Source organism: Sterolibacterium denitrificans (genome assembly GCF_900174485.1).
In the GTDB taxonomy this organism is placed as follows: domain Bacteria; phylum Pseudomonadota; class Gammaproteobacteria; order Burkholderiales; family Rhodocyclaceae; genus Sterolibacterium; species Sterolibacterium denitrificans.
In genome coordinates, this window is the sequence record NZ_LT837803.1 from 1,150,359 (window position 1) to 1,172,018 (window position 21,660).

Genomic DNA, 21,660 nt, shown 5'->3' on the forward strand with positions numbered 1-21,660 from the left:
GAAACGCTGCTCTTCGACAAGCCTGGGACGCGAAGACGCGTATGCCCGGTAAGGTCGAGGCGGGTGGTCGCAAGGCTTTTGGCGTCTGGCGCGCTCTCGAAGCTTCACCTAAAAACCACACATTCGTCGTCCCCGCGAAAGCGGGGGCCCAGGGACGTACTGGATTCCCGCCTACGCGGGAATGACGCCGTATCCGCATCATGCTGAAATAAAAAACCGCCGGACGCTGCAGCCAGCGTCCGGCGGTTTGGATGGTTGGATGGCAGGTTCAGCGGAACGGCATCTTCTGTTTCATCCGTTCCACCGATTTACTTCGCTTGCGGAATCTCGTTGGTCGGGATGCCGCAGGCGTCGGCCACGCCCTTGCCGTAGGCCGGATCGGCCTGCCAGCAGTTGCCGATGTGGCGGATCTTGATTTCGCGCGGCGCATCGCCCAGGGCGCGGGCGGTGTTTTCGAACAGCTGCTTTTGCTGGGCCGGCGTCATCAGGCGGAACAGGGCGCGCGGCTGGCTGTAGTAGTCGGCGTCATCCTCGCGGAAGTTCCAGTGATCCGCCGCGCCGTCGAGTGCCAGCGGCGGCTCGCGGAAGTCGGGCTGTTCCTGCCATTCGCCGTAGCCGTTCGGCTCGTAGCCCAGCGTGCTGCCGTAGTTGCTGTCGACGCGCATGGCGCCGTCGCGATGGTAGCTGTGCACCGGGCAGCGCGCGGCGTTCACCGGGATCAGGCCGTGATTCACTCCCAGACGGTAGCGTTGGGCATCGCCGTAGGAGAACAGCCGGCCCTGCAGCATCTTGTCGGGCGAGAAGCCGATGCCGGGCACCACGTTGGCGGGATTGAAGGCGACCTGTTCGACTTCGGCAAAGTAGTTTGCCGGGTTACGGTTCAGTTCCATGACGCCGACTTCGATCAGCGGGTAGTCCTTGTGCGGCCAGACCTTGGTCAGATCGAAGGGGTGGTAGGGTACCTTGGCGGCATCCTGCTCGGGCATGATCTGCACGTAGAGCGTCCACTTCGGGAATTCACCGCGCTCGATGGCTTCGTACAGATCGCGCTGGTGGGTTTCGCGGCACTGGCCGACGGCGGCGGCCGCTTCTTCGTCGGTCATGTTCTTGATGCCCTGCTGGGTTCTGAAATGGAATTTCACCCAGTGGCGTTCGTTCTTCGCATTGATGAAGCTGAAGGTGTGCGAGCCGAAGCCGTGCATGTGGCGGTAGCTGGCCGGGATGCCGCGATCGGACATGACCACGGTGACCTGGTGCAGGGCTTCGGGCAGCAGGGTCCAGAAATCCCAGTTGTTTTTCGCGCTGCGCAGGTTGGTGCGCGGGTCACGCTTGACGGCATGGTTGAGGTCGGGGAACTTCAGCGGATCGCGCAGGAAGAATACCGGCGTGTTGTTGCCGGCCAGATCCCAGTTGCCTTCCTCGGTGTAGAACTTGATGGCGAAGCCGCGGATGTCGCGCTCGGCGTCGGCCGCGCCGCGCTCGCCGGCAACGGTCGAGAATCGCACGAACAGATCGGTTTTCTTGCCCACCTGGCTGAAGATCTTGGCGCGGGTGTATTTGGTGATGTCGTGCGTCACGGTGAATGTGCCGTAGGCGCCAGAGCCCTTGGCGTGCATGCGCCGCTCGGGGATCACTTCGCGGTCGAAGTGGGCGAGTTTTTCCAGGAACCAGACATCCTGCAGTAGTTGCGGGCCGCGTGGGCCGGCGGTCGTCACGTTCTGATTGTCGACGACCGGACAGCCGGCGGCGGTGGTGAGTTTCTTCTCGGTCATGGCAATGCTCCTCAGGGTTGGAAAAATGAAGGATCGGGATGCGGGAGGGCTGGGTTCGGGGTGCCGTGGCGCGGCCTGCTGCAGTCCGTACAATCCGCACAGTCTATAGTACGGTGCGATATTCTGCCGCGTTGCGCGGAAGCTGCCGGGTGCCGGGCCGGCATGGCGCGATGCGTGCCGTTCCGGCGCATGAACGGGTGCTTCATGCCACCCGTCTTTCTGCGGCAGGCGCTTCCGGCACCGAGCTGCGGATCAGGTGATCGAAGGCCGAGAGGCTGGCCTTCGCGCCTTCGCCCATGGCGATGACGATCTGCTTGTAAGGCACGGTGGTCGCATCGCCGGCGGCAAAAATGCCGGGCAGCGAGGTCTGCCCGCGCGCATCGACTTCGATTTCGCCGCGCGGGCTGAGCGCGACGCTGCCTTTCAGCCAGTCGGTGTTCGGCAGCAGGCCGATCTGCACGAAGATGCCGTCGAGCGCCAGTTTGTGCATGGCGTCGCTGGTGCGATCCTTGTAGATCAGGCCGGTGACCTTGCTGCCGTCGCCCTGGACCTCGCTGGTCAGCGCGCTGGTGATGATGTCCACGTTGGGCAGGCTCTTCAGCTTGTTCTGCAGTACGCTGTCGGCGCGCAACTGAGCGTCGAATTCGATCAGGGTGACGTGGCTGACCACGCCGGCCAGGTCGATGGCCGCCTCGACGCCGGAGTTGCCGCCGCCGATCACCGCCACGCGCTTGCCCTTGAACAGCGGGCCGTCGCAGTGCGGGCAATAGGCCACGCCGCGGCCGCGGTATTCCTGCTCGCCGGGCACGTTCATCTCGCGCCAGCGCGCGCCGGTGGCGAGGATCACGCTACGGCTTTTCAGCGTCGCGCCATTGGCCAGGCGCACCTGCGCCAGACCGTCGGCGCCGGCGGGCACGAGCTTTTCGGCGCGTTGTAGATTCATGATGTCGACTTCATATTCCTTGACGTGCTGTTCGAGTGCCACGGCCAGCTTGGGGCCTTCGGTATGGGTGACCGAAATGAGGTTTTCGATGGCCAGGGTGTCGAGCACCTGGCCGCCGAAACGCTCGGCCACCACGCCGGTGCGGATGCCCTTGCGGGCGGCGTAGATGGCTGCCGCGGCACCGGCCGGGCCGCCGCCGACGACGAGCACGTCGAAGGGCGCCATGGCATCGAGTTTGCCGGCCGCGCGGGCATCGGCGCCGACGTCGAGCTTGGCGAGAATTTCTTCGAGGCTGGTGCGGCCCTGGCAGAAGGCTTCATCCTGGCTGTCGCAGAAGACCATCGGCACGGCCATTACCTGACGGCGTTCGACTTCGTCCTGGAACAGGGCGCCATCGACCATGGTGCTTTCAAAACCGGGGTTCAGCACGGCGATCAGGTTGAGCGCCTGCACCACGTCCGGGCAGTTGTGGCAGGACAGCGAGATGAAGGTTTCAAAGCGCATGCCGCCGGGCAGTTGGCGTATCTGCACGATGAGATCGGCATCGATCCTGGGTGGATGGCCGCCGACCTGCAGCAAGGCCAGCACCAGGGTGGTGAATTCATGGCCGAGCGGAATGGCGGCGAAATGGATGCGCGGCGCCTGGCCCTGACGGGCGACGGAAAACGAGGGGCGGCGGCTGGCGCTGCCATCTTCGCGCAGGCTGACCTTGGGCGAGAGGCTGGCGATATCCAGCAGCAGCTCGCGCAGCTCAAGCGCCTTCGGGCTGTCGTCGAGACTGGCGATCAGTTCGATGGGGTGGACCAGCTTGCCCAGATAGGCTTGCAACTGGTTCTTGAGGTTGGCGTCGAGCATGCGGTTCTCCGTGATTCCGTCGTGTGGTGATGTTGTGATGTGATGTTTTGATCTTGGGGCTGTCGTTTCCGGGTGCCGGGTGTATTTCCGTCGCTGGCGGCGTCGCGTGCTCCCCTCCCGCACTGCCCCCGCAGGCGCAGGGGCAGTGGATGCAGGGAGACGGGACGCGCTTTAGATCTTGCCGACCAGGTCGAGCGAAGGCGCCAGGGTCTTCTCGCCTTCTTCCCACTTGGCCGGGCAGACTTCGCCCGGATGGTTGCGCACGTACTGGGCGGCCTTGATCTTGCGCAGCAGTTCGGCGGCATTGCGGCCGACGCCGCCGGCGTTGACTTCGATGATCTGGATCTTGCCGTCCGGGTCCATGACGAAGGTGCCGCGCTCGGCCAGGCCCTTGCTTTCGATCATCACGCCGAAGTTGCGGGTGACGGCGCCGGTCGGGTCGCCGATCATCGGAAACTGCAGCTTGCCGATGGTTTCCGAAGTGTCGTGCCAGGCCTTGTGGGTGAAATGGGTGTCGGTCGACACGGCGTAGATCTCGACGTCCAGCTTCTGGAATTTGGCGTAGTTGTCGGCCAGGTCGCCCAGCTCGGTCGGGCAGACGAAGGTGAAGTCGGCCGGGTAGAAAAAGACCACCGACCACTTGCCCTTCAGCGTGGCCTCGCTGACGTCCACGAACTTGCCGTTGTGGTAGGCAGTGGCGTTGAAGGGAAGGATTTCGGTGTTGATCAGACTGGCGTTCATCGTGTTCTCCTGTGGAGGGTTGGAAGATGTGTTGGGGTGTTGCTGGAAGGCATATTAAGAAAGTACGGAGATTAGGTCTAATTGATTGTTGGAATGTGGTTGATAGCTGTTGGCTATTAGTTGGCGAAATGGATGCCGGCGGACAGTACAGACGGTGCGCATGGGCGCATGGATGCCATTGCGTGGCCCATTGCGTGGCGGGTTCGTCGATATGCGAGAATTTGCGGCCTTCCACCTTTTCATTGATCACCGGTCAGTCGCTGGCCGCCGGCTGATCATCGACCTTCCTGATTGGCAATGAACGTCAGCAGAACTACAAACCGGTTCTCGTCATTCCCGCGAAAGCGCCCCGTAGGAAGTGCCCTTGGGGTGCGGGAATCCAGTATGTTCATGGATCCCCGCTTTCGCGGGGATGACGGCCAAAGCAAGTCCCCGTGGGATAACAAAAGATAGTCCCCGTGGGATAACAAAAGATAGTCCCTGTGGGACGTACATTGCTGACTATTCTTTCTAATCAGATCGACCTTTGAGCCTTGCATATGCCCGAACAGTTCTTCCCCAATGGCTATTCCGTTTATCTGGTCGGCGGCCTGCTGATGGGGGCCGGCGTGGCGCTGCTGTATGCCACGACCGGGCGGCAGGGCGGGGCGTCGACTTTTTTCAGTTCGGTCTGGTCGTATTTTCTGCGGACGTCGTTCTTTCGCCAGGCCGTCCTGCGCGACAGCCGCGACTGGCGCAGCGTGTATGCGCTGGGGATGCTGCTGGGCGGTCTGCTGTACGCGCTGCTCGGGCTGCCGCAGGAAGCCACCCAGGTGCCGGCGTGGAAGTTCATCGCCGGCGGGTTGCTGATCGGCTTCGGCGCGCGCCTGGGGGGCGGCTGTACCTCGGGGCATGGCATCTGCGGCATGGCTTCGCTTTCCGGCAGCTCGATCCTGATGGTCTGCACTTTTCTCGGCACGGCCATCCTCACCGCGCTGGGCGTATCCGCCCTGGGAGCGTGAGCCATGAAAGCGCTGGATTTCGTCTTTACCCTGGCGGCCGGCCTGTTGTTCGGCTTTGGCCTGGCCTGGTCGACCATGATCCGGCCGGAGGCCGTGCTGGATTTTCTCAACTTCCGTGATCTGGGCTTGCTGCTGGTGCTGGGCGGGGCGGTGGGCGTGAATCTGCTGGTGTTTCAACTGCTGCCGCGCCTGCGTGCGCGTTCCCTGCTGGGTGCGGCATTCCAGCCGCGCCCATTCAGGCTCGACCGGCAGAGCATCCTCGGCGGCGTGCTGTTCGGTCTGGGCTGGGGGCTGTGCGGCGTCTGCCCCGGTCCGGCCCTGGCCGGCTTCGGCGCCGGACTGGCGATCGGCCGCTTCGATCTGCTGGCCGCGCTGGCGAGCATCCTCGTCGGCGCGCTGCTGCACGGGCTGTGGGCCGATCGCCGCGGCGACGTGGAATAACGCGCGTTGCCGTTTGCCGCGGCGAGCGTCGGCGCAGTTACCTGCAGTTACCCGTAGTTACCGCATTCCCCCGCTTTACCTGACGCGCGGCGCGGTCAGCGTTTCGATGCGCAGGGCTTCGTCGAGGGCGGCCGGTTCCATCAGCTTCATTTCCAGCACCAGTTCGGGCACGGCGCGGCCGGTGCCGAGGGCTTCCCTGGCGACTCGGGTGGCGTTTTCATAGCCGATGTAGGGATTCAGGGCGGTGGCCAGACCGGCCGAGCCGCGTACCCGTTCGGCCAGCAGCTCGCGGTTGGCGGTGATGCCGGCGACGCAGTTACGCGCCAGGGTGCGGCAACCGGCGGCAAGGTGCGTCATGCTCTTGAACAGGCTGTGGGCAATGATCGGCTCGAAGGCGTTCAGCTGCAATTGGCCGGCTTCGGCGGCCATGGTGATGGTCATGTCGTTGCCGATCACCTCGAAGGCGATCTGGTTCACCACTTCCGGAATGATCGGGTTGACCTTGCCCGGCATGATGCTGGAGCCGGCGGCGCGGGCCGGCAGGTTGATTTCGTTCAGGCCCGCCTGCGGGCCGCTGGAGAGCAGGCGCAGGTCGCTGCAGGCTTTCGACAGCTTGCAGGCCACGCGCTTGAGCACGCCGGAAAGCTGGATGAAGGCGCCCATGTCCTGGGTGGCTTCGATCAGGTTTTCCGCCTGGATCAGCGGTACGCCGCTGATTTCGACGAGGTGGTGCACGGCCAGGCGGGCATAGCGGGCATCGGTGTTGATGCCGGTGCCGATGGCGGTGGCGCCGAGGTTCACTTCATGCACCAGGTCGATGGCTTCCCCCAGGCGCAGTTCATCCTCGCCGATCATCACGGCATAGGTGGTGAACTCCTGGCCCAGGGTCATCGGCACGGCATCCTGCAACTGGGTGCGGCCCAGCTTGAGGACATCGCGGAATTCGTGCGCCTTGGCGGCAAAGGCCTGGCGCAACTCGGCCATGGCGGCGAGCAGATCGCGCACGGCGAAGCAGGCGGCCAGGCGCAGGGCGGTCGGATAGACGTCGTTGGTACTTTGCGACATGTTGACGTGATTGAGCGGATGCAAGGTGGCGTAGTCGCCGCGCTGGCTGCCCATGAGTTCGAGGGCGCGGTTGCAGATCACTTCGTTGGCATTCATGTTGGTCGAAGTGCCGGCCCCGCCCTGGATGACATCGACGACGAATTGATCATGCAGCGCGCCGCCGGCAATTTCCCGGCAGGCCGCGGTAATCGCGTCTGCCCGTTCGCCGTCGAGCTCGCCCAGATCGCGGTTGGCCTGGGCCGCAGCCTGCTTGACCATGGCGAGGGCGCGGATCAGCTCGGGATATTCGCCGATGGTCTTGCCGGTGATATTGAAGTTTTCCAGCGCCCGCAGGGTGTGGATGCCCCAATAGGCTGCGGCAGGAACCGGGCGTTCTCCCAGCAGGTCGTGTTCGATGCGGATAGTGCTCATCAGGTGCTCCTGTAATGATGTCGCGATGGTTGCGAGCGGCGGATGCGGCATTCAATGCCGGGTTGAGTGAAATCCCGCGGCGCAGATCGAGGCCACGAGGGGAGAGGCAGAAAGGGGAAGGGTGCCGGAATGGTCGGACAGGTCGGTCAACCATGGCTGCGGGCTGCCATACCTGCTTTGGTTTCCTGCTGTTGCAGCGCCATCATCTGCTGCATGGACGCTGCGTTCCTGTTCGGGAACGGGGATGGTAGCAGCATTCGTCACTGGCCGGGACGGGAAAAGCCTCGGGTAGAATCGTCTGACTTTTTCTGCCGACGCATCAGCTTGCGCGATGCTGTGCCTATCGTGTCGCAAATCTGCGGCAGATGACGGGGAACTCTGCATGAAAGCCATCCTGCTGTTTGCTCACGGCGCGCGCAATCCCGAGTGGGCCGGGCCGATTCTGGCCATCCGCGACGCGATGCGCGCGCGGCGGGTGGCGGCGCGCGTCGAATGCGCCTTTCTCGAATTCATCGAGCCTTTGCTGGCCGAGGCCATCGACCGGCTGGTGGCCGAGGGCTGCAATGAGATCGTCGTCGTGCCGATTTTCATGGCCAGCACGGGGCATACCCAGCGCGAGCTGCCGTTACTGCTCGATGCGGCGCGCGTCCGCCATGCGCAGTTGCAGTTGCGGGTCGCAGCGCCGATCGGCGAGGCCGCCAGCGTGATCGACGCCATCGCGCAATATGCCCTGGAGGCCTGAAGGAAAAATCCGCGCGCGTTCCGGCCGTGCTCATTTCCTGAGCCTGCGGCCTCGTATCCTGTCCTGCATCCCTGTCTTCCACATGCCCGGCAACGGCATCGCCAGCACCAACGAGAGCAGATCATGAGCAAGCAACCTCCCGCCAGACTGATCGTGGCCGTGTCCTCGCGGGCACTGTTCGATCTCGAAGAGAGCAACCGCATCTTCGAGGAGGCGGGCGAGGAAGCCTACGCGCGCTATCAGATCGCCAATGAGGAAGTCTGTCTGGCGCCGGGCGTGGCCTATGCCATGGTGCGCAAGCTGCTGGCGCTGAATACCCCGGCGCAGCCGCAGCGCATCGAGGTGGTGCTGACTTCGCGCAACAGCGCGGATACGGGGCTGCGGATTTTCCGCTCCATCGAGGCGCATGGCCTGAGGATCGAGCGCGCGGCATTCACCCGCGGCCGTGCGCCCTGGCGTTATCTGCACGATTTCGGCGCGCAACTGTTTCTCTCGGCGCATGCGGAAGACGTGCGCGAGGCGCTGGCGGCGGGGATCGCGGCGGCCACCATCCTGCCGGATTCGGCCAGCACGCCGCGCCATCCCGAATTGCGCATCGCCTTCGATGGCGATGCGGTGATTTTTTCCGATGAGGCCGAGCGCATCTATCAGGAAAACGGTCTGGGCGAATTCAACCGCAACGAAGTGGCGCGTCGCGATGAGCCGCTGCCCGGCGGTCCGTTCAAGCCTTTTCTGGCGGCGCTGCATGAAATCCAGTCCGACTATGCCGCTGCCGATTCGCCCATCCGCACCGCCCTGGTCACGGCGCGCGGCGCGCCGGCGCACGAGCGGGTGATCCGCACCCTGCGCAGTTGGGGCGTGCGCATCGACGAGGCCCTGTTCCTCGGCGGCAGGGACAAGGGCGCTTTCCTGGAAAGCTTCGGCGCCGACATCTTTTTCGACGACCAGTGGCCTCATTGCGATTCGGCGCGCGGCTTCGTCGGCACGGGGCACGTGCCGTCGGGGATAAAGAATCAGTCCAGGGACGCGGGCCATGCCTGACAGCGAAAGCCCATTGCCCAGCGGCTTCATGGTGGTGCATGGCAACCAGCCCGAGCTGTTGCGGCAGTTGCTGGTGCATTGGTTCCAGGCGCATCCGCTGGCGCCGCTGGAGGATGAAACCGTGCTCGTGCAGAGCAACGGCATCGCCCAGTGGCTCAAGCTGGCGCTGGCTGGGGAGGGCGATGCCGGCGCGGGCTGCGGCATCGCCGCCGCGTTCGACATGCTGCTGCCGTCCCGCTTCGTCTGGCGCGCCTATCGCGCCGTGCTGGGCGCGGATGCCGTGCCCGAGCGTTCCGCCTTCGACAAGGCCCTGCTGGTCTGGCGTCTGCTGCGTCTGTTGCCCGAACTGACGCGGCAAGCGGGCTACGAGCCGTTGCAGCAGTTTCTGGCCGGCGACGCCGATCTGCGCAAGCGCCATCAGTTGGCGGAGAAGATCGCCGATCTGTTTGACCAATACCAGGTGTATCGCGCCGACTGGCTGGATGCCTGGGCCAGGGGGGAGGACGTGCTGATCGACAGCCGCAACGAGGCGCGCCCGCTGGAACCCGGGCAGGTCTGGCAGCCGCTGCTCTGGCGTGCCTTGCTGGTGGACGTGGGCGAGTCCGGTGGCGGTGACGGCAGCAACGGCCGCGCCGCCGTGCATCGGCGTTTTCTCGAAGCGGCCGCCGGGTTGCAGACGCGGCCGGCCGGGCTGCCCCGGCGCATCTCGGTGTTCGGCCTGTCGTCCCTGCCCCGGCAATCGCTGGAAGTGCTGCTGGCCATCTCGCGCTTCAGCCAGGTGATTTTGTGCGTGCACAATCCCTGCGAATATTTCTGGAGCGACCTGCTTGCCGAAAAGGATCATGCGCGGCGCAGCGCGCGCCACAGGCGCAAGGCCGGTCTGCCCGAGGCGCTGGCCACCGAGGACCTGCATCTGCATGTCCATCCGCTGCTCGCCGCCTGGGGACGGCAGGGGCGGGATTACCTGGCCCTGCTCGACGTGCTGGATCAGCCGGAAAGCTACCGCCGGCAGTTCGAGCGCATCGGCGAGCGTATCGACGTGTTCGAAAGCCACGGCGAGACGACGCTGCTGAACCAGTTGCAGGACGACATCCGCCTGTTGCGCAGCGTGGCCGAATCGCGCGCGCGCTGGCCGGCGGTCGATCCTGCGGCGGATCGTTCGCTGCGTTTCCATGTCGCGCACAGCATGCAGCGCGAAGTGGAGATTCTGCACGACCAGTTGCTGGCCGCCTTCGCCGCCGATCCGACGCTGCGCCCGCGCGACGTCATCGTGATGGTGCCGGATGTCGATGCCTTCGCGCCGCACATCGAAGCCGTCTTCGGCCAGATCGAAGCCGGCGATGCGCGTTACCTGCCGTTTTCCATCGCCGACCAGGCGCAGCGCCGGCGGGCGTCGCTGGCCTTCGCCCTGGAGTTTCTGCTGGGCCTGCCGGAGTCGCGCGTGGCGGTCAGCGATCTGCTCGATCTGCTGGACGTGCCGGCCGTGCGCCAGCGCTTCGGTCTGGCGGCAGGCGACCTGCCCCTGCTGCATCGCTGGATACGCCAGAGCAACATCCGCTGGGGACTGAATGCCGAACGGCGCGCGCAATTCATGCCGGGCCTCGCCGCGCACGAGCAGGCGCAGAACACCTGGCAGCACGGACTCGAGCGCATGCTGCTGGGCTATGCTGTGGGCGGCGAGGGCAGTGCCGGCGGATTTTCGGCGGCTGCCTGGCGCGACATCGAGCCGTATGGCGAAGTGAGCGGTTTGAGCGCGGCCCTGGTCGGCCCGCTGGCCTGCCTGCTGCGCCGGCTCGAAGCGCTGGCGCTGGAACTGGCCGCGCCCGCGCTGCCGGCCGTCTGGGTCGAACGCCTGCAGGCGCTGCTGGGCGATTTCTTCCATGCCGAGAGCGCCGAGGACGCGCTGCTGCTCCTGCAGTTGCAGACCAGCCTGGGCGACTGGGTCGATGCCTGCGCCGCCGCCGGATTGAACGAGGAAATTCCGCTGGCCGTCGTGCGCGAGCACTGGCTGGCGCAACTGGATCAAGCCAGCCTGAGCCGGCCGTTCATGGCCGGCCGGCTGACCTTCGCCACGCTGATGCCGATGCGCGCCATTCCGTATCGCATGGTTTGCCTGCTGGGGATGAATGACGGCGAGTTTCCCCGCGCGCGGCCGCCGCTGGATTTCGATCTGATGGCGCGCGACATGCGTCCCGGCGACCGCTCGCGGCGCGAGGATGACCGCTACCTGTTCCTCGAAGCCCTGCTCTCGGCCCGCGAAAGACTGCATATCAGTTGGGTGGGGCGCAGCATCCACGACAACAGCCCGCGTCCGCCCTCGGTGCTGGTCAGCCAGTTGCGCGATCATCTCGTCGCGTGCTGGCGGCTGGCTGGCAACGGCGATGATGCCGACGCGCTGCTGGCCGCGCTCACGGTGGAGCACCGGCTGCAGCCGTTCAGCAGCGATTATTTCGGCGGCGAGCCGCCGACTGCCGCGCTGTTCACCTATGCCCGCGAATGGGAGCGTGGGGAACGCGGAGAAAGAGCGCCGCCAGGCGGCATGCAAGCCGCCGATGCGCCCTTGCCGCCGCCCGGCTTCGATGCCGCCATCACGCTGCGGCAGTTGGCGGCTTTCCTCAAGGATCCGGTCAGGAGTTTTTACCGTGAGCGGCTGGATATCCGCTACGAAACCGACACGCCGGACAGCGAGGATTACGAGCCGTTCAGCGTGGATGGTCTGGCGCAGTGGTCGCTGCAGGATCGCCTGATCCAGGCCCGGCTGGAGGCCGTGGAAGCCGGCCGGGACGAGGCGCAGGCCGTCGCGCGGCAACTGGCGCGCATCCGCCGCTGTGGCGAGCTGCCCATCGGCAGCATGGCGGCGCTGACTGCCGAAGCATTGACCGAGCCGCTCGACCGGATGTTCGAGTTGCGCGCCAGGGCGCTGGCCGACTGGCCGCTGCCGCTGGCGGATCAGCCGTTTGCATACCAGCAAACGCATGCCGGCGGAACGCTGCTCGTCGAAGGGAGCATCACGCACTGCTACGGCAACGCGGCCGGCCAGCCCTGCCGGATCGAACTCAACTCCAGCAATCTGCTGGACGATGAAAAATACCGGCGCGACAAATTGCTGGCGGCCTGGGTGCTGCATCTGGCCGCGCATCTGGCCGAGCCGTTCTTGCCGATGACCAGTTTGATCATCGGCAAGAACGGATTGGTGCAGCTCCAGCCGCTGGCGCCCGAGCTGGCCCGGGAGTATTTCTCGGCGCTGGTCGACGCCTATGTCGGCGGGTTGTGCGAGCCCTTGCCGCTGGCGGCAAAAACCGGCTTTGCCTGGCTGGAGAAGCAGGGCCGGCCTTGTCATGGCCCGCTGGAGGATTGCGCGCAGGCGGCCGTCGGCGCGGCCCGCAGCCGCTACGAGGGTGGCTACAACAGCCATGGCGAGGTCGGACAAAGCGCGTATCTGCAGCAGTGCTATCCGAACTTCGCCCTGCTCTGGTCGAACGGCCGCTTCAGCCAGCTTTGCGCCGATCTTTACGCGCCGCTGATGAGGCATGTCGGCGCTGCGCCGCAGACGACATGAATCTGCCCGATCAAATCATTTCTTCGCTAGCGCCGCTGCGCCTGCCGCTGCGTGGCAGTCATCTGATCGAGGCCAGCGCCGGCACCGGCAAAACCTACACCATCGCCATGCTGTACGTGCGGCTGGTGCTGGGGCATGGCGGCCAGCATGACGAGTCTGCCGGCGCGCTGACGCCGCCGGAAATTCTGGTGGTCACCTTCACCGAGGCGGCGACGCAGGAGCTGCGCGAGCGCATCCGCGCCCGCCTGGCGGAAGCCGCGCGTTGTTTCCGCGAGGAAGCCGAAACCGGCATGCTGGCGGCGCAGCCCGATCTGCTGCGGCAACTGCGTGCCGAATACGCGCCGGCGGCATGGCCGGCCTGCGCGCGCAAGCTGGAACTGGCCGCCGAGTGGATGGATGAGGCGGCGATTTCCACCATCCATGGCTGGTGCAATCGCATGCTGCGCGAGCACGCCTTCGACAGCCAGAGCGACTTCAAGCAGAAGCTGGAGACCGAACAGGACGAATTGCGCGCGGAAGTGGCGCGGGATTACTGGCGCAATTTCTACTATCCGCTGACGCTGGAGGAAAGCCGCCAGGTCATGGCCTGCTGGCGCACGCCCGCCGAGCTGGAGCGGGCCGCCAAGCCCTTGCTCGACCATGTCGCCCTGCTGCCGGCAGCCGAGGCGCCGGCCGTCGTCATCGGCCAGATGGCGGCGGAAAGACGCCAGCGCCTGCAAGAACTCAAGCAACCCTGGGCCGCATGGGTGGACGAATTGCGCCAGATCTTCGACGAGGCCAGGGCGGGCGGTTCGATCAACGGCCAGAAACTGAAAGCGAATCACTACGCCAACTGGCTGGACGAGCTGGCCGCCTGGGCGGCCGATCCGGCCAGCCAGACGCCGAAACTGGGCAAGGGCTGGGAGCGGTTGACGCCCGTGGGCATCGCCGAGGCCTGGAAAAACGGCCAGCCGCCGGCGCATCCGGCCTTCGCCGCAATTGTCCGGCTGCAGCAGGCGCTGGGCGGCTTGCCGGAACCCCGCGCCGCGCTTTTGCAGCATGCCGCCCACTGGATGGCGGATGAATTCGAGCGCGTCCAGCAACGCCGCGCCCTGATCGGTTTCGACGATCTGCTGCGCGGGTTGGACAAGGCGCTCCGCGGGCCGCGGGGCGAGCGGCTGGCCGCGGTGATCCGCCGGCAGTTTCCCGTCGCCCTGATCGATGAATTCCAGGATACCGATCCCGTCCAGTACCGAATCTTCGATCGCATTTACGCGATTGCGCAGAACCGCCAGGATTGCGCGCTGATCCTGATCGGCGACCCCAAGCAGGCGATCTATGCTTTCCGTGGCGCGGATGTTTATACCTATCTCAAGGCCCGCGCGGCCGTCGCCGGGCGGCTGTATACCCTGGGTACAAACTTCCGCTCGACCCGCGCCATGGTCGAGGCGGTCAATCATTGCTTCGGGCGGGTCGAGCAGGCGGCGGGTGCCGGCCCCGGTGCCTTTCTTTTCCGCAGGACGGACGATGCGGGCAATCTCGACAATCCGTTGCCCTTCCTGACAGTCGCCGCCCAGGGGCGCGAGGATGATTTCCAGGTTGCCGACCAGCCGCTGCCCGCCCTGCAACTGGCCGTGGCATCCGCTGCGTCCGATGCCGCGGGTGACTCGAAGGATGCCTGCATCAAGCGCCTGGCAGAGATTTGCGCGACGCAGGTCGTGGCCTGGCTGAACCAGGGTGCGGCCGGCCGGGCCGGCTTTGCCGGGCGTGATGCGGCTGCGCCGCTGCGCGCGCTCAGGCCGGGCGACATCGCCATCCTGGTGAATAACCGCAACGAGGCCGCCAGCATCCGTCAGGCGCTGGCGCGCCGCACCGTGCGCTCGGTGTATCTGTCGGACCGGGAGACGGTATTCGCCACGCCGCAGGCGCTGGAGGTCTATCGCTGGCTGGCGGCCTGCGCCGAGCCGGACGATGCCAATCTGTTGCGCGTCGCGCTATCCACGCCGTCCCTGGGCCTGGACTTTGCCGGACTCGATGCCCTGAATCAGGACGAGCAAGCCTGGGAAGCCCGGGTCGTGCAGTTCAAGGCGTATCGAGAACTGTGGCAGCGCAGCGGGGTGCTGCCCATGCTGCGGCGGATACTGTTCGACTTCGGCTGCGGCGAACGGCTGCTCGGTCAGGACGCGCAGGACGTGCAGGATGAACAGAGCGGCGAGCGCCGCATGACCGACATTCTCCATCTGGCGGAAATCCTGCAGCAGGCCAGCGCCACGCTGGAAGGCGAGCATGCCTTGCTGCGCTTTCTGGCCGAGCGGCTGGCGGCTCCCGAAGGCGAGCAGGAAGGCAGGCGGCTGCGTCTGGAAAGCGATGCCGATCTGGTGCAGGTAGTCACCATCCACAAGTCCAAGGGACTGGAATATCCGCTGGTCTTTTTGCCCTTCATCTGCGCAGCGCGGGCGGTGAAAAATACCGACGTGCCGCTGAAGTGGCATGACGACCGGGGCGAATTGCAGCTCGCCCTGCAGGCGGATGCCGTAGTCCTGCAACGGGCCGAGCGGGAGCGCCTGGCCGAGGACGTGCGCAAACTCTACGTGGCGCTCACCCGCGCCCGCTACCTGACCTGGCTGGGGCTGGCGTCGATCAAGGGCAATGCGCCGAGCGCGATCGGTCATCTGTTCGGCCTGAACGGCGCGCCAGGTCTGACGACTGCGCAGTATTTGCAGCGGTCGCAGGAGATCGCCGCGACGGCGCCGTCCGGCAGTCTGCAGGTGCTGGACGCGCCGCACAGCGACATGACGCATTTTTCAGCGCCGGCACGGCCCGCGCGGACGGCGGCAGCCTGCCGCCTGCAACGCGCCGTTCGCGAATACTGGTGGATCGGCAGCTATTCCGCCTTGCGCATCGACGGCCATGCCGAACCGGCAGGGATGGCGCTGGGCGCGCTGGACGATACGCCGCAGGCGGACAATCTGCTGGAAAGCCTGCGTGAAATTCCGCCGGCGGTCATGCCGGAGCGACGCCCGGCCGCACCCATGCACGGTTTTTTCAAGGGGCCGGACGCGGGCAGTTTCCTGCACGAGCTGCTGGAGTGGGTGGCCCATGCCGGTTTCGGCACGGTGCTGGCGCAGCAGAATGAACAGAATCAACAAAACGAATTGCGCGACATGATCGCCCGGCGCTGCCAGGTGCGCGGCTGGGATGCCTGGATCGAGCCGCTGCTGGACTGGCTGCGGCAACTGCTGACCACGCCGCTGCCGCTGGGCGCATCGGCTGCCGCTTCCCTGCGCCTCGACGGCCTGCGCAGCGTCCGGGCGGAAATGGAATTCTGGCTGCCCGCCCGCCATGTCGATCTGTCGCGTCTGGATGCGCTCGTCATCCGGCAGACTCTGGGCGGCCGGCCGCGCCCCGCGCTCGGCGCGCAGTCGCTGAACGGCATGCTCAAGGGCTACATGGATCTGCTGTTCGAGCATGAGGGGCGCTACTACGTGGCGGACTACAAATCGAACTGGCTGGGCGAGGGCGATGAACACTACACCGCCGCCAACATGGACGAGGCGATTCGCGCCCATCGCTACGACCTGCAGTACGTCATCTATCTGTTCGCCCTGCATCGCCTGCTGCGTTCGCGGCTGCCGGATTACGACTACGAGCGGCACGTCGGCGGGGCGCTGTACCTGTTCGTGCGCGGCATCGGTGCGGCGACGGCGGGCGTGCATTTCGAGCGTCCGCCCGCTACCTTGATGACGGCACTCGACGCCCTGTTCGACGGCGGCAGCGAGGTGGCGGCATGAGCGTCCGGCTGACAGACATGAGTTCGCAGCAGATGCTTGCGCTGCTGGACGACTGGCAGGCGCGCGGCTGGCTGCGCGCGCTGGACGTCGCCCTGGTGCGCTTTCTCGCCGCCGAAGTGCCGGCGATGCCGCCTGCGCTGATGCTGGCGACGGCCCTGGTCAGCCACCAACTGGGGCGCGGCCATGCCTGCCTGGATCTGGGCAATGTGCTGGCCGATCCCTACATGAGCCTGTCGCTGCCGCCGGAGCAGGATGGCTACGCTTTCCTTTCCGCTGCGGAGCAGATACACACGCCGCAGCCGGGCGACCTGCTGGCCGGCCTGAGTCTGGACGACTGGCGCGCGCGGCTGCGGCAGACGGATCTGGTGGAAACGCTCGGCGAGGCGGACGAAGACAACGCCGCCGCAGAAAACGGCACGCCGCTGGTGCTGGTCGGCGAGCGCCTGTACCTGCGCCGCTACTGGCGCTACGAGCGGCAGGTCGAGGCGGCGATCACGCAGCGCATCAGCGGCGGCATGCAGACGGAGATTGCTGGCGCGCTGCCGGAAGTCGAACTGCGTGCGAGCCTGGCGGCCTTGTTCCCGCCCACCCAGACGCAGGCGCCGGCTGCCGACGGCAGCGAAACGCGCACCGACTGGCAGAAAATCGCCTGCGCCGTGGCGGCGCGCAGCGCCTTCAGCATCATCACCGGCGGCCCGGGCACGGGCAAGACGACCACCGTGGTGCGCCTGCTGGCCTTGCTGCAATCGCTCGCGCTGAACGGAACGCAGCGTCCCCTGCGGATCGCCCTGGCCGCGCCCACTGGCAAGGCGGCGGCGCGTCTCAAGGCGTCCATCGCCGGCGCCATCGACCAGTTGCCCGGTTTCGTGCAGGACACCCCGGCGCTGCGCGCGAGCATTCCCGACGAAGTGACGACGCTGCACCGCCTGCTGGGCACGCGGCCTGGGCCGGGCGCAGGCAGCCGGGGCTTCCGCCACGATGCCCGTAATCCGCTGGCGCTGGATCTGCTGGTCGTCGATGAAGCCTCCATGGTCGATCTGGAAATGATGGCGGCGCTGCTGCTCGCCTTGCCGCCGCAGGCCCGCCTGATCATCCTCGGCGACAAGGATCAACTGGCTTCGGTCGAGGCGGGTTCGGTGCTCGGCGAATTGTGCCGCCGCGCCCGGCAAGGCCACTTCCGCCCCGCGACGGCAGACTGGATCGCCGCATTGACCGGCGAAAAGATCGAGTCCTCCTTGCTGGATGAAAACGGCACGGCGCTCGATCAACACATCGTCATGCTGCGCGATAGCCGCCGCTTCGCCGCCGGCAGCGGCATCGGCCGGCTGGCCGCCGCGGTGAATGCCGGCCAGCCGGAAAAAATCCGCGCGGTCTGGACGCAGGCCTGCGCCGACATCCAGCGTCTGGATCTGGGCAGTCTGGAAGACGAACGTCTGGCGGCGCTGTTGCTGGGTGATGGCGGTGACGATGGCGGCATCGCCGGCTATCTGCGCATCGTCCATGACGAACGTCCCGAGCTGACCGCGGATCAGCAGGCGTTCGACGATTGGGCGCGCGCGGCGCTGCGGGCGCAAGGGCGCTTCCAGTTGCTCTGCGCCCTGCGCAGTGGCGCTTACGGCGTCGAGGGCATGAACCGGCGCATCGAAACCCTGCTGGCCAGACGCGGCCTGATCGAACCGTTCAACGCCGCCGCATCTGCCACGCCACTCGACCCCTGGTATCCGGGCCGTCCGGTGCTGGTCACCCGCAATGATCATCGGCTGGGCCTGATGAACGGCGACATCGGCATCACGCTGGCTTGCCCCGTGCGCGACGGGCGCAGCGGCCAGCTCGCATGGGGGCGGCGCGTGGCCTTCCCCAGGGCTGATGGCAGCGGCATTCAATGGGTGCTGCCCAGCCGCCTGCAGGCCGCGGAAACCGTCTTCGCGCTCACGGTGCATAAATCGCAAGGTTCGGAATTCGACCACTGCGCCCTGCTCCTGCCCCCCGGCCGCAGCCCGGTGCTGACGCGCGAACTGCTCTACACCGGCATCACCCGCGGCAAGCGCCGCTTCTCGTTGCTCTGCTGCGGCGGTCAGCGCAGCCTCGATGAAGCCGCCATGCGCACGGTACAGCGCTCGGGCGGGCTGTTTGCCGGGGTGGCGGATGATGCGGATACCTGAAGCGCTAGCGTTTTCCATCATCTGCGTCGCATACCCATGAAAAAAGCCGACCGTATCTACAAGCTGCATCAACTGCTGCAAAGCCGCCGTTGCATCGCCCGCAAGGACTTGCAGGACGCTCTCGAAGTGTCGCGGGCGACCTTGACGCGCGACATCGAATTCCTGCGCAGCCAGTTGCATGCGCCGGTGGTGTATGACGCCGAGTTGGGTGGCTATCGACTCGACAAGCCGACCGGCCTCGCCGGGCAAGGGCAGCACGAGTTGCCGGGGATGTGGTTCAACGCCTCGGAACTGAACGCCCTGCTGAGCATCGAGCATCTGCTGGAATCCATCCAGCCTGGCCTGCTGGGGCCACACATTGCGCCGCTCAGGCAGCGGCTGGAGCGCTTGCTCGGCCAGTCCAGCCACACCCCGGCGGAAATCCGCAAGCGCGTGCGCCTGCTTGCGGCCACGCCGCGCCGGCTGAAGCCCGAACATTTCGAGGCATGCGCCAACGCCACTCTGATGCGCAAACGGCTGCACATCGAGCACCACGACCGCGGGCTGGATGCCATCGTCAGCCGGGAAATTTCGCCCCAGCGCATCGTCAGATACAAGGAGAACTGGTATCTCGATGGCTGGTGCCACTTGCGCGAAGCGATCCGGACGTTTTCCATGGACGCGATCCGCGCCGCGCGCATGCTCGAACAGCCAGCGCGGGAAATCCCCGACGCAGCACTGGATGCCGCACTCGGCGCCGGCTACGGCATCTACGCCGGCCACGCAGTCGAGTGGGCCACGCTCAGATTCACCCCCCGGCAGGCACGCTGGACGGCGCACGAAACCTGGCACGACGAACAAAAATCCCGCTTCGAGGCGGACGGCAGCTACATTCTGGAAATCCCCTACAGCAACGCCGCCGAACTGCTGATGGACATACTGAAATACGGCCCTGAAGTGGAAGTCCTGGCGCCACCCAGCCTGCGCGCACTCATCGCCGAGCGGCTGCAGATGGCGACGGGGAGGTATTGAGGAGAAGCCGGCGCTGTAAGTATTTGTGGGAATCAAGTGCTGAACATGTGGCCTGACATAATCAACGCATTACGTAAATGCAAGCGAGGGGAAATTGAGACACTGTATTCCCGGGGCGGCTTCGGAATGGATGAGTCAAACTTCGATGCCTTCTTGAACGCGCGCCGACAACTGATGGCGCAGAAGATTCGCCATTACTACGAAGGTCTTTGATCGAGTTCGCCATGACACGTCGACGCAGAACTAGAGAAGCTCCCATCGAGACGCTGTTCAAGGCGCCTTGGTGGATCAGCGTTGCTCTCGGGATTTTCGTGCTTGTGGCGCTGAAATGGATCGAGCCGCCCAACGTTGCATCCAGTGCTGCATCCAGCGCCGTATCCAATGCCATCTTGAAGCCGCTGGCCTCGATGCTGTCGGGCTTGGCGTGGCTGCTCTCTGGCGTATTTTTCTTCATCGGCCTGCTGTCGCTGGTTCGCGAAAAGCTTTCTGCGCCGAAGCCGGCGAAACTGGCTGACTGGCAATCAACGAAATCTGCCGCCGGCACCCAAGCGGACGGCGGATGGCAATCCCGGGTTGCGCAGTACGGCGTTCAGGGACGGGCAGAGCCCAAACAGGATCGCGTATTGGAAGCATGGGAGGCTTCGATTGCCGGCGTATCTTCGACCGCAAAGTCTGCCGAATGGAGTATCGAACTGTTGCGCGACCTCGAATGGAAACGTTTCGAGGATGTTTGCCAGAAGTTCTACGCATTGAAGGGCATCAAGAGCGAAACCACACCGCTTGGCCCCGATGGCGGTATCGACATCAGGCTCTATCAGGACAGCGCTGACAAGCCGACTTCGATTGTCCAGTGCAAGGCCTGGGGCGAGCGGAATGTCGGCATCAAGCCCGTGCGCGAACTGCTGGGCGTGATGGCTCACGAGAAGATCGAGAAAGCATGCTTCATGGCCTCTGGCAACTTCACCGAAGAAGCCAAGGCGTTTGCACAAAGCAATCACATCACCCTGATCAATGGCGAAATGTTGCTTGCCATGATTCGGCGCTTGCCCGAGTCTGACCGGCAAACACTACTTGTTTTCGCTACTGACGGGGATTTCCGCACGCCTACATGCCCGTCCTGCGGCATCAAGATGCGGCGTGTGTCTGGCACGAATGGGCGGCCTGATTTCTGGGGCTGCCATAACTACCCGCGCTGCCGGCAGAAGCTGAGAGTGCGTGCCGCTGAACGGTATTGAGAGTGAGTCTCTCCGGCGTCCGTGGTTGCGCCGCCGTGCGAGTGCTCTTGCCGGTCAATGTCATCGGCTTGTTTATTCTGCTGCCGCCGCTGAGGTTTTGCTCATATCCTTGATTCGCGCTCAGTCAGGGCGTACATTCCTACTTTACTGAAATTTTCCAACTTTTTGAGGGGTTGCCATGACGACCACCCGCCTGCGTGAAAAATCGCAAATGACCGTTCCTACCGAAGTGGCCCGCCAGCTTGGTTTGCGCACTGACGAATTGCTCGATATCCGTATCGTTGGCGACGCCTTTGTCGTCTGTTCGCAGCGGGCGACGCGGCTTGATCAGTGCCACCCCATGCACTTCTGGGGGCTGGGACGAGGTGCCGAGACGACCAGCGCAGGCGAGATCGACCGGCATGTCCGGGCATTGCGCGACGAATGGGAACGCCCGGCGTGATGGAGGACGTCCTGTCCCACTACCGGGGGAGTCGGGTCTATTTCGATACCAACTGCTTCATCTACGTCGTCGAAGGTGTCGAGCGTTATCGTCCGGTGCTGGAGCCGCTGATGAACGCTGTTGCGATGGGTGATATCACCGGCGTGACCGGCGAAATCACCCTCGCCGAGGTGCTGGTCAAGCCGCTGCGCGATCAGTTGGCGCAACAAGTGCTGCTTTACAAGCAGATGCTGGCGGATCGTCAGCCATTCATGCTGGTGCCAATTACTCAGGCCACTTGGGAATCGGCCGCCAGTCTGCGTGCCCGATTGTCCGTGCGTCTGCCCGACGCCGTGCATCTGGCTGCAGCTCGCCAGGCCGGCTGCCACCTGTTCGTGACCAACGATGCCGCTTTGCGCTCTCTGCCGGAAATGGAAATCCTGCACCTGGAAACCGCCTTGAGCGGGGGCGCATAGCCGATCCCAAGGCC

15 protein-coding genes are annotated in these 21,660 nt (G+C 65.3%); 11 read left to right on the plus strand and 4 right to left on the minus strand.

Features of this window, described 5'->3' with window-relative positions; all coding sequences use genetic code 11:
* Positions 1-308: 308 nt before the first annotated feature.
* The 3 genes from SDENCHOL_RS05280 to ahpC form a co-directional block, all read right to left on the minus strand.
* The gene (locus SDENCHOL_RS05280) at positions 309-1,772 is read right to left on the minus strand and encodes a catalase (protein ID WP_154716284.1); all 1,464 of its coding nucleotides are present in this window, start codon (positions 1,770-1,772) and stop codon (positions 309-311) included.
* Positions 1,773-1,974: 202 nt separating this feature from the next.
* A complete protein-coding gene (gene ahpF, locus SDENCHOL_RS05285; protein ID WP_154716285.1) occupies positions 1,975-3,570 on the minus strand; it encodes an alkyl hydroperoxide reductase subunit F in 1,596 nt (531 codons plus the stop codon).
* Between the two features lie 171 nt (positions 3,571-3,741).
* On the minus strand, positions 3,742-4,311 hold the full coding sequence (ahpC, locus tag SDENCHOL_RS05290) for an alkyl hydroperoxide reductase subunit C (protein WP_154716286.1): 570 nt from the start codon (positions 4,309-4,311) through the stop codon (positions 3,742-3,744).
* 539 nt (positions 4,312-4,850) lie between these two features.
* Here ahpC and SDENCHOL_RS05295 point away from each other — a divergent pair.
* The gene (locus SDENCHOL_RS05295; protein WP_154716287.1) at positions 4,851-5,312 is read left to right on the plus strand and encodes a YeeE/YedE family protein; all 462 of its coding nucleotides are present in this window, start codon (positions 4,851-4,853) and stop codon (positions 5,310-5,312) included.
* Between the two features lie 3 nt (positions 5,313-5,315).
* Entirely contained in the window at positions 5,316-5,753 is a 438-nt protein-coding gene (locus tag SDENCHOL_RS05300; protein WP_154716288.1) for a DUF6691 family protein, read from the plus strand.
* 75 nt (positions 5,754-5,828) lie between these two features.
* Here the strand turns inward: SDENCHOL_RS05300 and SDENCHOL_RS05305 are convergent, their stop codons facing one another.
* Positions 5,829-7,232 carry an aspartate ammonia-lyase gene (locus SDENCHOL_RS05305; protein ID WP_154717363.1) on the minus strand — a complete coding sequence of 468 codons (1,404 nt, stop codon included), beginning with the start codon at positions 7,230-7,232 and terminating at the stop codon, positions 5,829-5,831.
* 379 nt (positions 7,233-7,611) lie between these two features.
* Between SDENCHOL_RS05305 and SDENCHOL_RS05310 the strand changes: the two genes are divergently transcribed.
* From SDENCHOL_RS05310 to SDENCHOL_RS05350, 9 genes are all read left to right on the plus strand, one after another.
* A complete protein-coding gene (locus tag SDENCHOL_RS05310) occupies positions 7,612-7,971 on the plus strand; it encodes a sirohydrochlorin chelatase (protein ID WP_154716289.1) in 360 nt (119 codons plus the stop codon).
* 123 nt (positions 7,972-8,094) lie between these two features.
* Positions 8,095-9,012, plus strand: coding sequence for a 5'-nucleotidase (locus tag SDENCHOL_RS05315; RefSeq protein ID WP_154716290.1), 918 nt, complete (start codon positions 8,095-8,097; stop codon positions 9,010-9,012).
* Positions 9,005-12,571: an exodeoxyribonuclease V subunit gamma gene (gene recC, locus SDENCHOL_RS05320; RefSeq protein ID WP_154716291.1), complete on the plus strand. Its 3,567-nt coding sequence runs from the start codon at positions 9,005-9,007 to the stop codon at positions 12,569-12,571. The genes SDENCHOL_RS05315 and recC overlap by 8 nt, the downstream gene beginning before the upstream one ends.
* Positions 12,568-16,341 (plus strand): exodeoxyribonuclease V subunit beta, encoded by a 3,774-nt coding sequence (gene recB / locus SDENCHOL_RS05325; protein WP_154716292.1) that lies wholly within the window; start codon positions 12,568-12,570, stop codon positions 16,339-16,341. Before recC ends, recB begins: the two co-directional genes overlap by 4 nt.
* Positions 16,338-18,503 carry an exodeoxyribonuclease V subunit alpha gene (recD, locus tag SDENCHOL_RS05330; protein WP_154716293.1) on the plus strand — a complete coding sequence of 722 codons (2,166 nt, stop codon included), beginning with the start codon at positions 16,338-16,340 and terminating at the stop codon, positions 18,501-18,503. Before recB ends, recD begins: the two co-directional genes overlap by 4 nt.
* A gap of 36 nt (positions 18,504-18,539) precedes the next feature.
* A complete protein-coding gene (locus tag SDENCHOL_RS05335; RefSeq protein ID WP_154716294.1) occupies positions 18,540-19,514 on the plus strand; it encodes a helix-turn-helix transcriptional regulator in 975 nt (324 codons plus the stop codon).
* A 224-nt stretch (positions 19,515-19,738) separates the two neighbouring features.
* A complete protein-coding gene (locus tag SDENCHOL_RS05340; RefSeq protein WP_154716295.1) occupies positions 19,739-20,749 on the plus strand; it encodes a restriction endonuclease in 1,011 nt (336 codons plus the stop codon).
* Between the two features lie 178 nt (positions 20,750-20,927).
* Positions 20,928-21,191, plus strand: coding sequence for an AbrB/MazE/SpoVT family DNA-binding domain-containing protein (locus SDENCHOL_RS05345; protein ID WP_154716296.1), 264 nt, complete (start codon positions 20,928-20,930; stop codon positions 21,189-21,191).
* The gene (locus SDENCHOL_RS05350) at positions 21,191-21,646 is read left to right on the plus strand and encodes a type II toxin-antitoxin system VapC family toxin (protein WP_231913012.1); all 456 of its coding nucleotides are present in this window, start codon (positions 21,191-21,193) and stop codon (positions 21,644-21,646) included. The genes SDENCHOL_RS05345 and SDENCHOL_RS05350 overlap by 1 nt, the downstream gene beginning before the upstream one ends.
* The last annotated feature ends 14 nt before the right edge of the window (positions 21,647-21,660 follow it).

What these genes read in the sequence shown, in the direction of transcription:
- SDENCHOL_RS05280 (WP_154716284.1), bottom strand. Translation starts at nt 1,772, where the DNA reads ATGACCGAGAAGAAACTCACCACCGCCGCCGGCTGTCCGGTCGTCGAC.
- ahpF (WP_154716285.1), bottom strand. Translation starts at nt 3,570, where the DNA reads ATGCTCGACGCCAACCTCAAGAACCAGTTGCAAGCCTATCTGGGCAAG.
- ahpC (WP_154716286.1), bottom strand. Translation starts at nt 4,311, where the DNA reads ATGAACGCCAGTCTGATCAACACCGAAATCCTTCCCTTCAACGCCACT.
- SDENCHOL_RS05295 (WP_154716287.1), top strand. Translation starts at nt 4,851, where the DNA reads ATGCCCGAACAGTTCTTCCCCAATGGCTATTCCGTTTATCTGGTCGGC.
- SDENCHOL_RS05300 (WP_154716288.1), top strand. Translation starts at nt 5,316, where the DNA reads ATGAAAGCGCTGGATTTCGTCTTTACCCTGGCGGCCGGCCTGTTGTTC.
- SDENCHOL_RS05310 (WP_154716289.1), top strand. Translation starts at nt 7,612, where the DNA reads ATGAAAGCCATCCTGCTGTTTGCTCACGGCGCGCGCAATCCCGAGTGG.
- SDENCHOL_RS05315 (WP_154716290.1), top strand. Translation starts at nt 8,095, where the DNA reads ATGAGCAAGCAACCTCCCGCCAGACTGATCGTGGCCGTGTCCTCGCGG.
- recC (WP_154716291.1), top strand. Translation starts at nt 9,005, where the DNA reads ATGCCTGACAGCGAAAGCCCATTGCCCAGCGGCTTCATGGTGGTGCAT.
- recB (WP_154716292.1), top strand. Translation starts at nt 12,568, where the DNA reads ATGAATCTGCCCGATCAAATCATTTCTTCGCTAGCGCCGCTGCGCCTG.
- recD (WP_154716293.1), top strand. Translation starts at nt 16,338, where the DNA reads ATGAGCGTCCGGCTGACAGACATGAGTTCGCAGCAGATGCTTGCGCTG.
- SDENCHOL_RS05335 (WP_154716294.1), top strand. Translation starts at nt 18,540, where the DNA reads ATGAAAAAAGCCGACCGTATCTACAAGCTGCATCAACTGCTGCAAAGC.
- SDENCHOL_RS05340 (WP_154716295.1), top strand. Translation starts at nt 19,739, where the DNA reads ATGACACGTCGACGCAGAACTAGAGAAGCTCCCATCGAGACGCTGTTC.
- SDENCHOL_RS05345 (WP_154716296.1), top strand. Translation starts at nt 20,928, where the DNA reads ATGACGACCACCCGCCTGCGTGAAAAATCGCAAATGACCGTTCCTACC.
- SDENCHOL_RS05350 (WP_231913012.1), top strand. Translation starts at nt 21,191, where the DNA reads ATGGAGGACGTCCTGTCCCACTACCGGGGGAGTCGGGTCTATTTCGAT.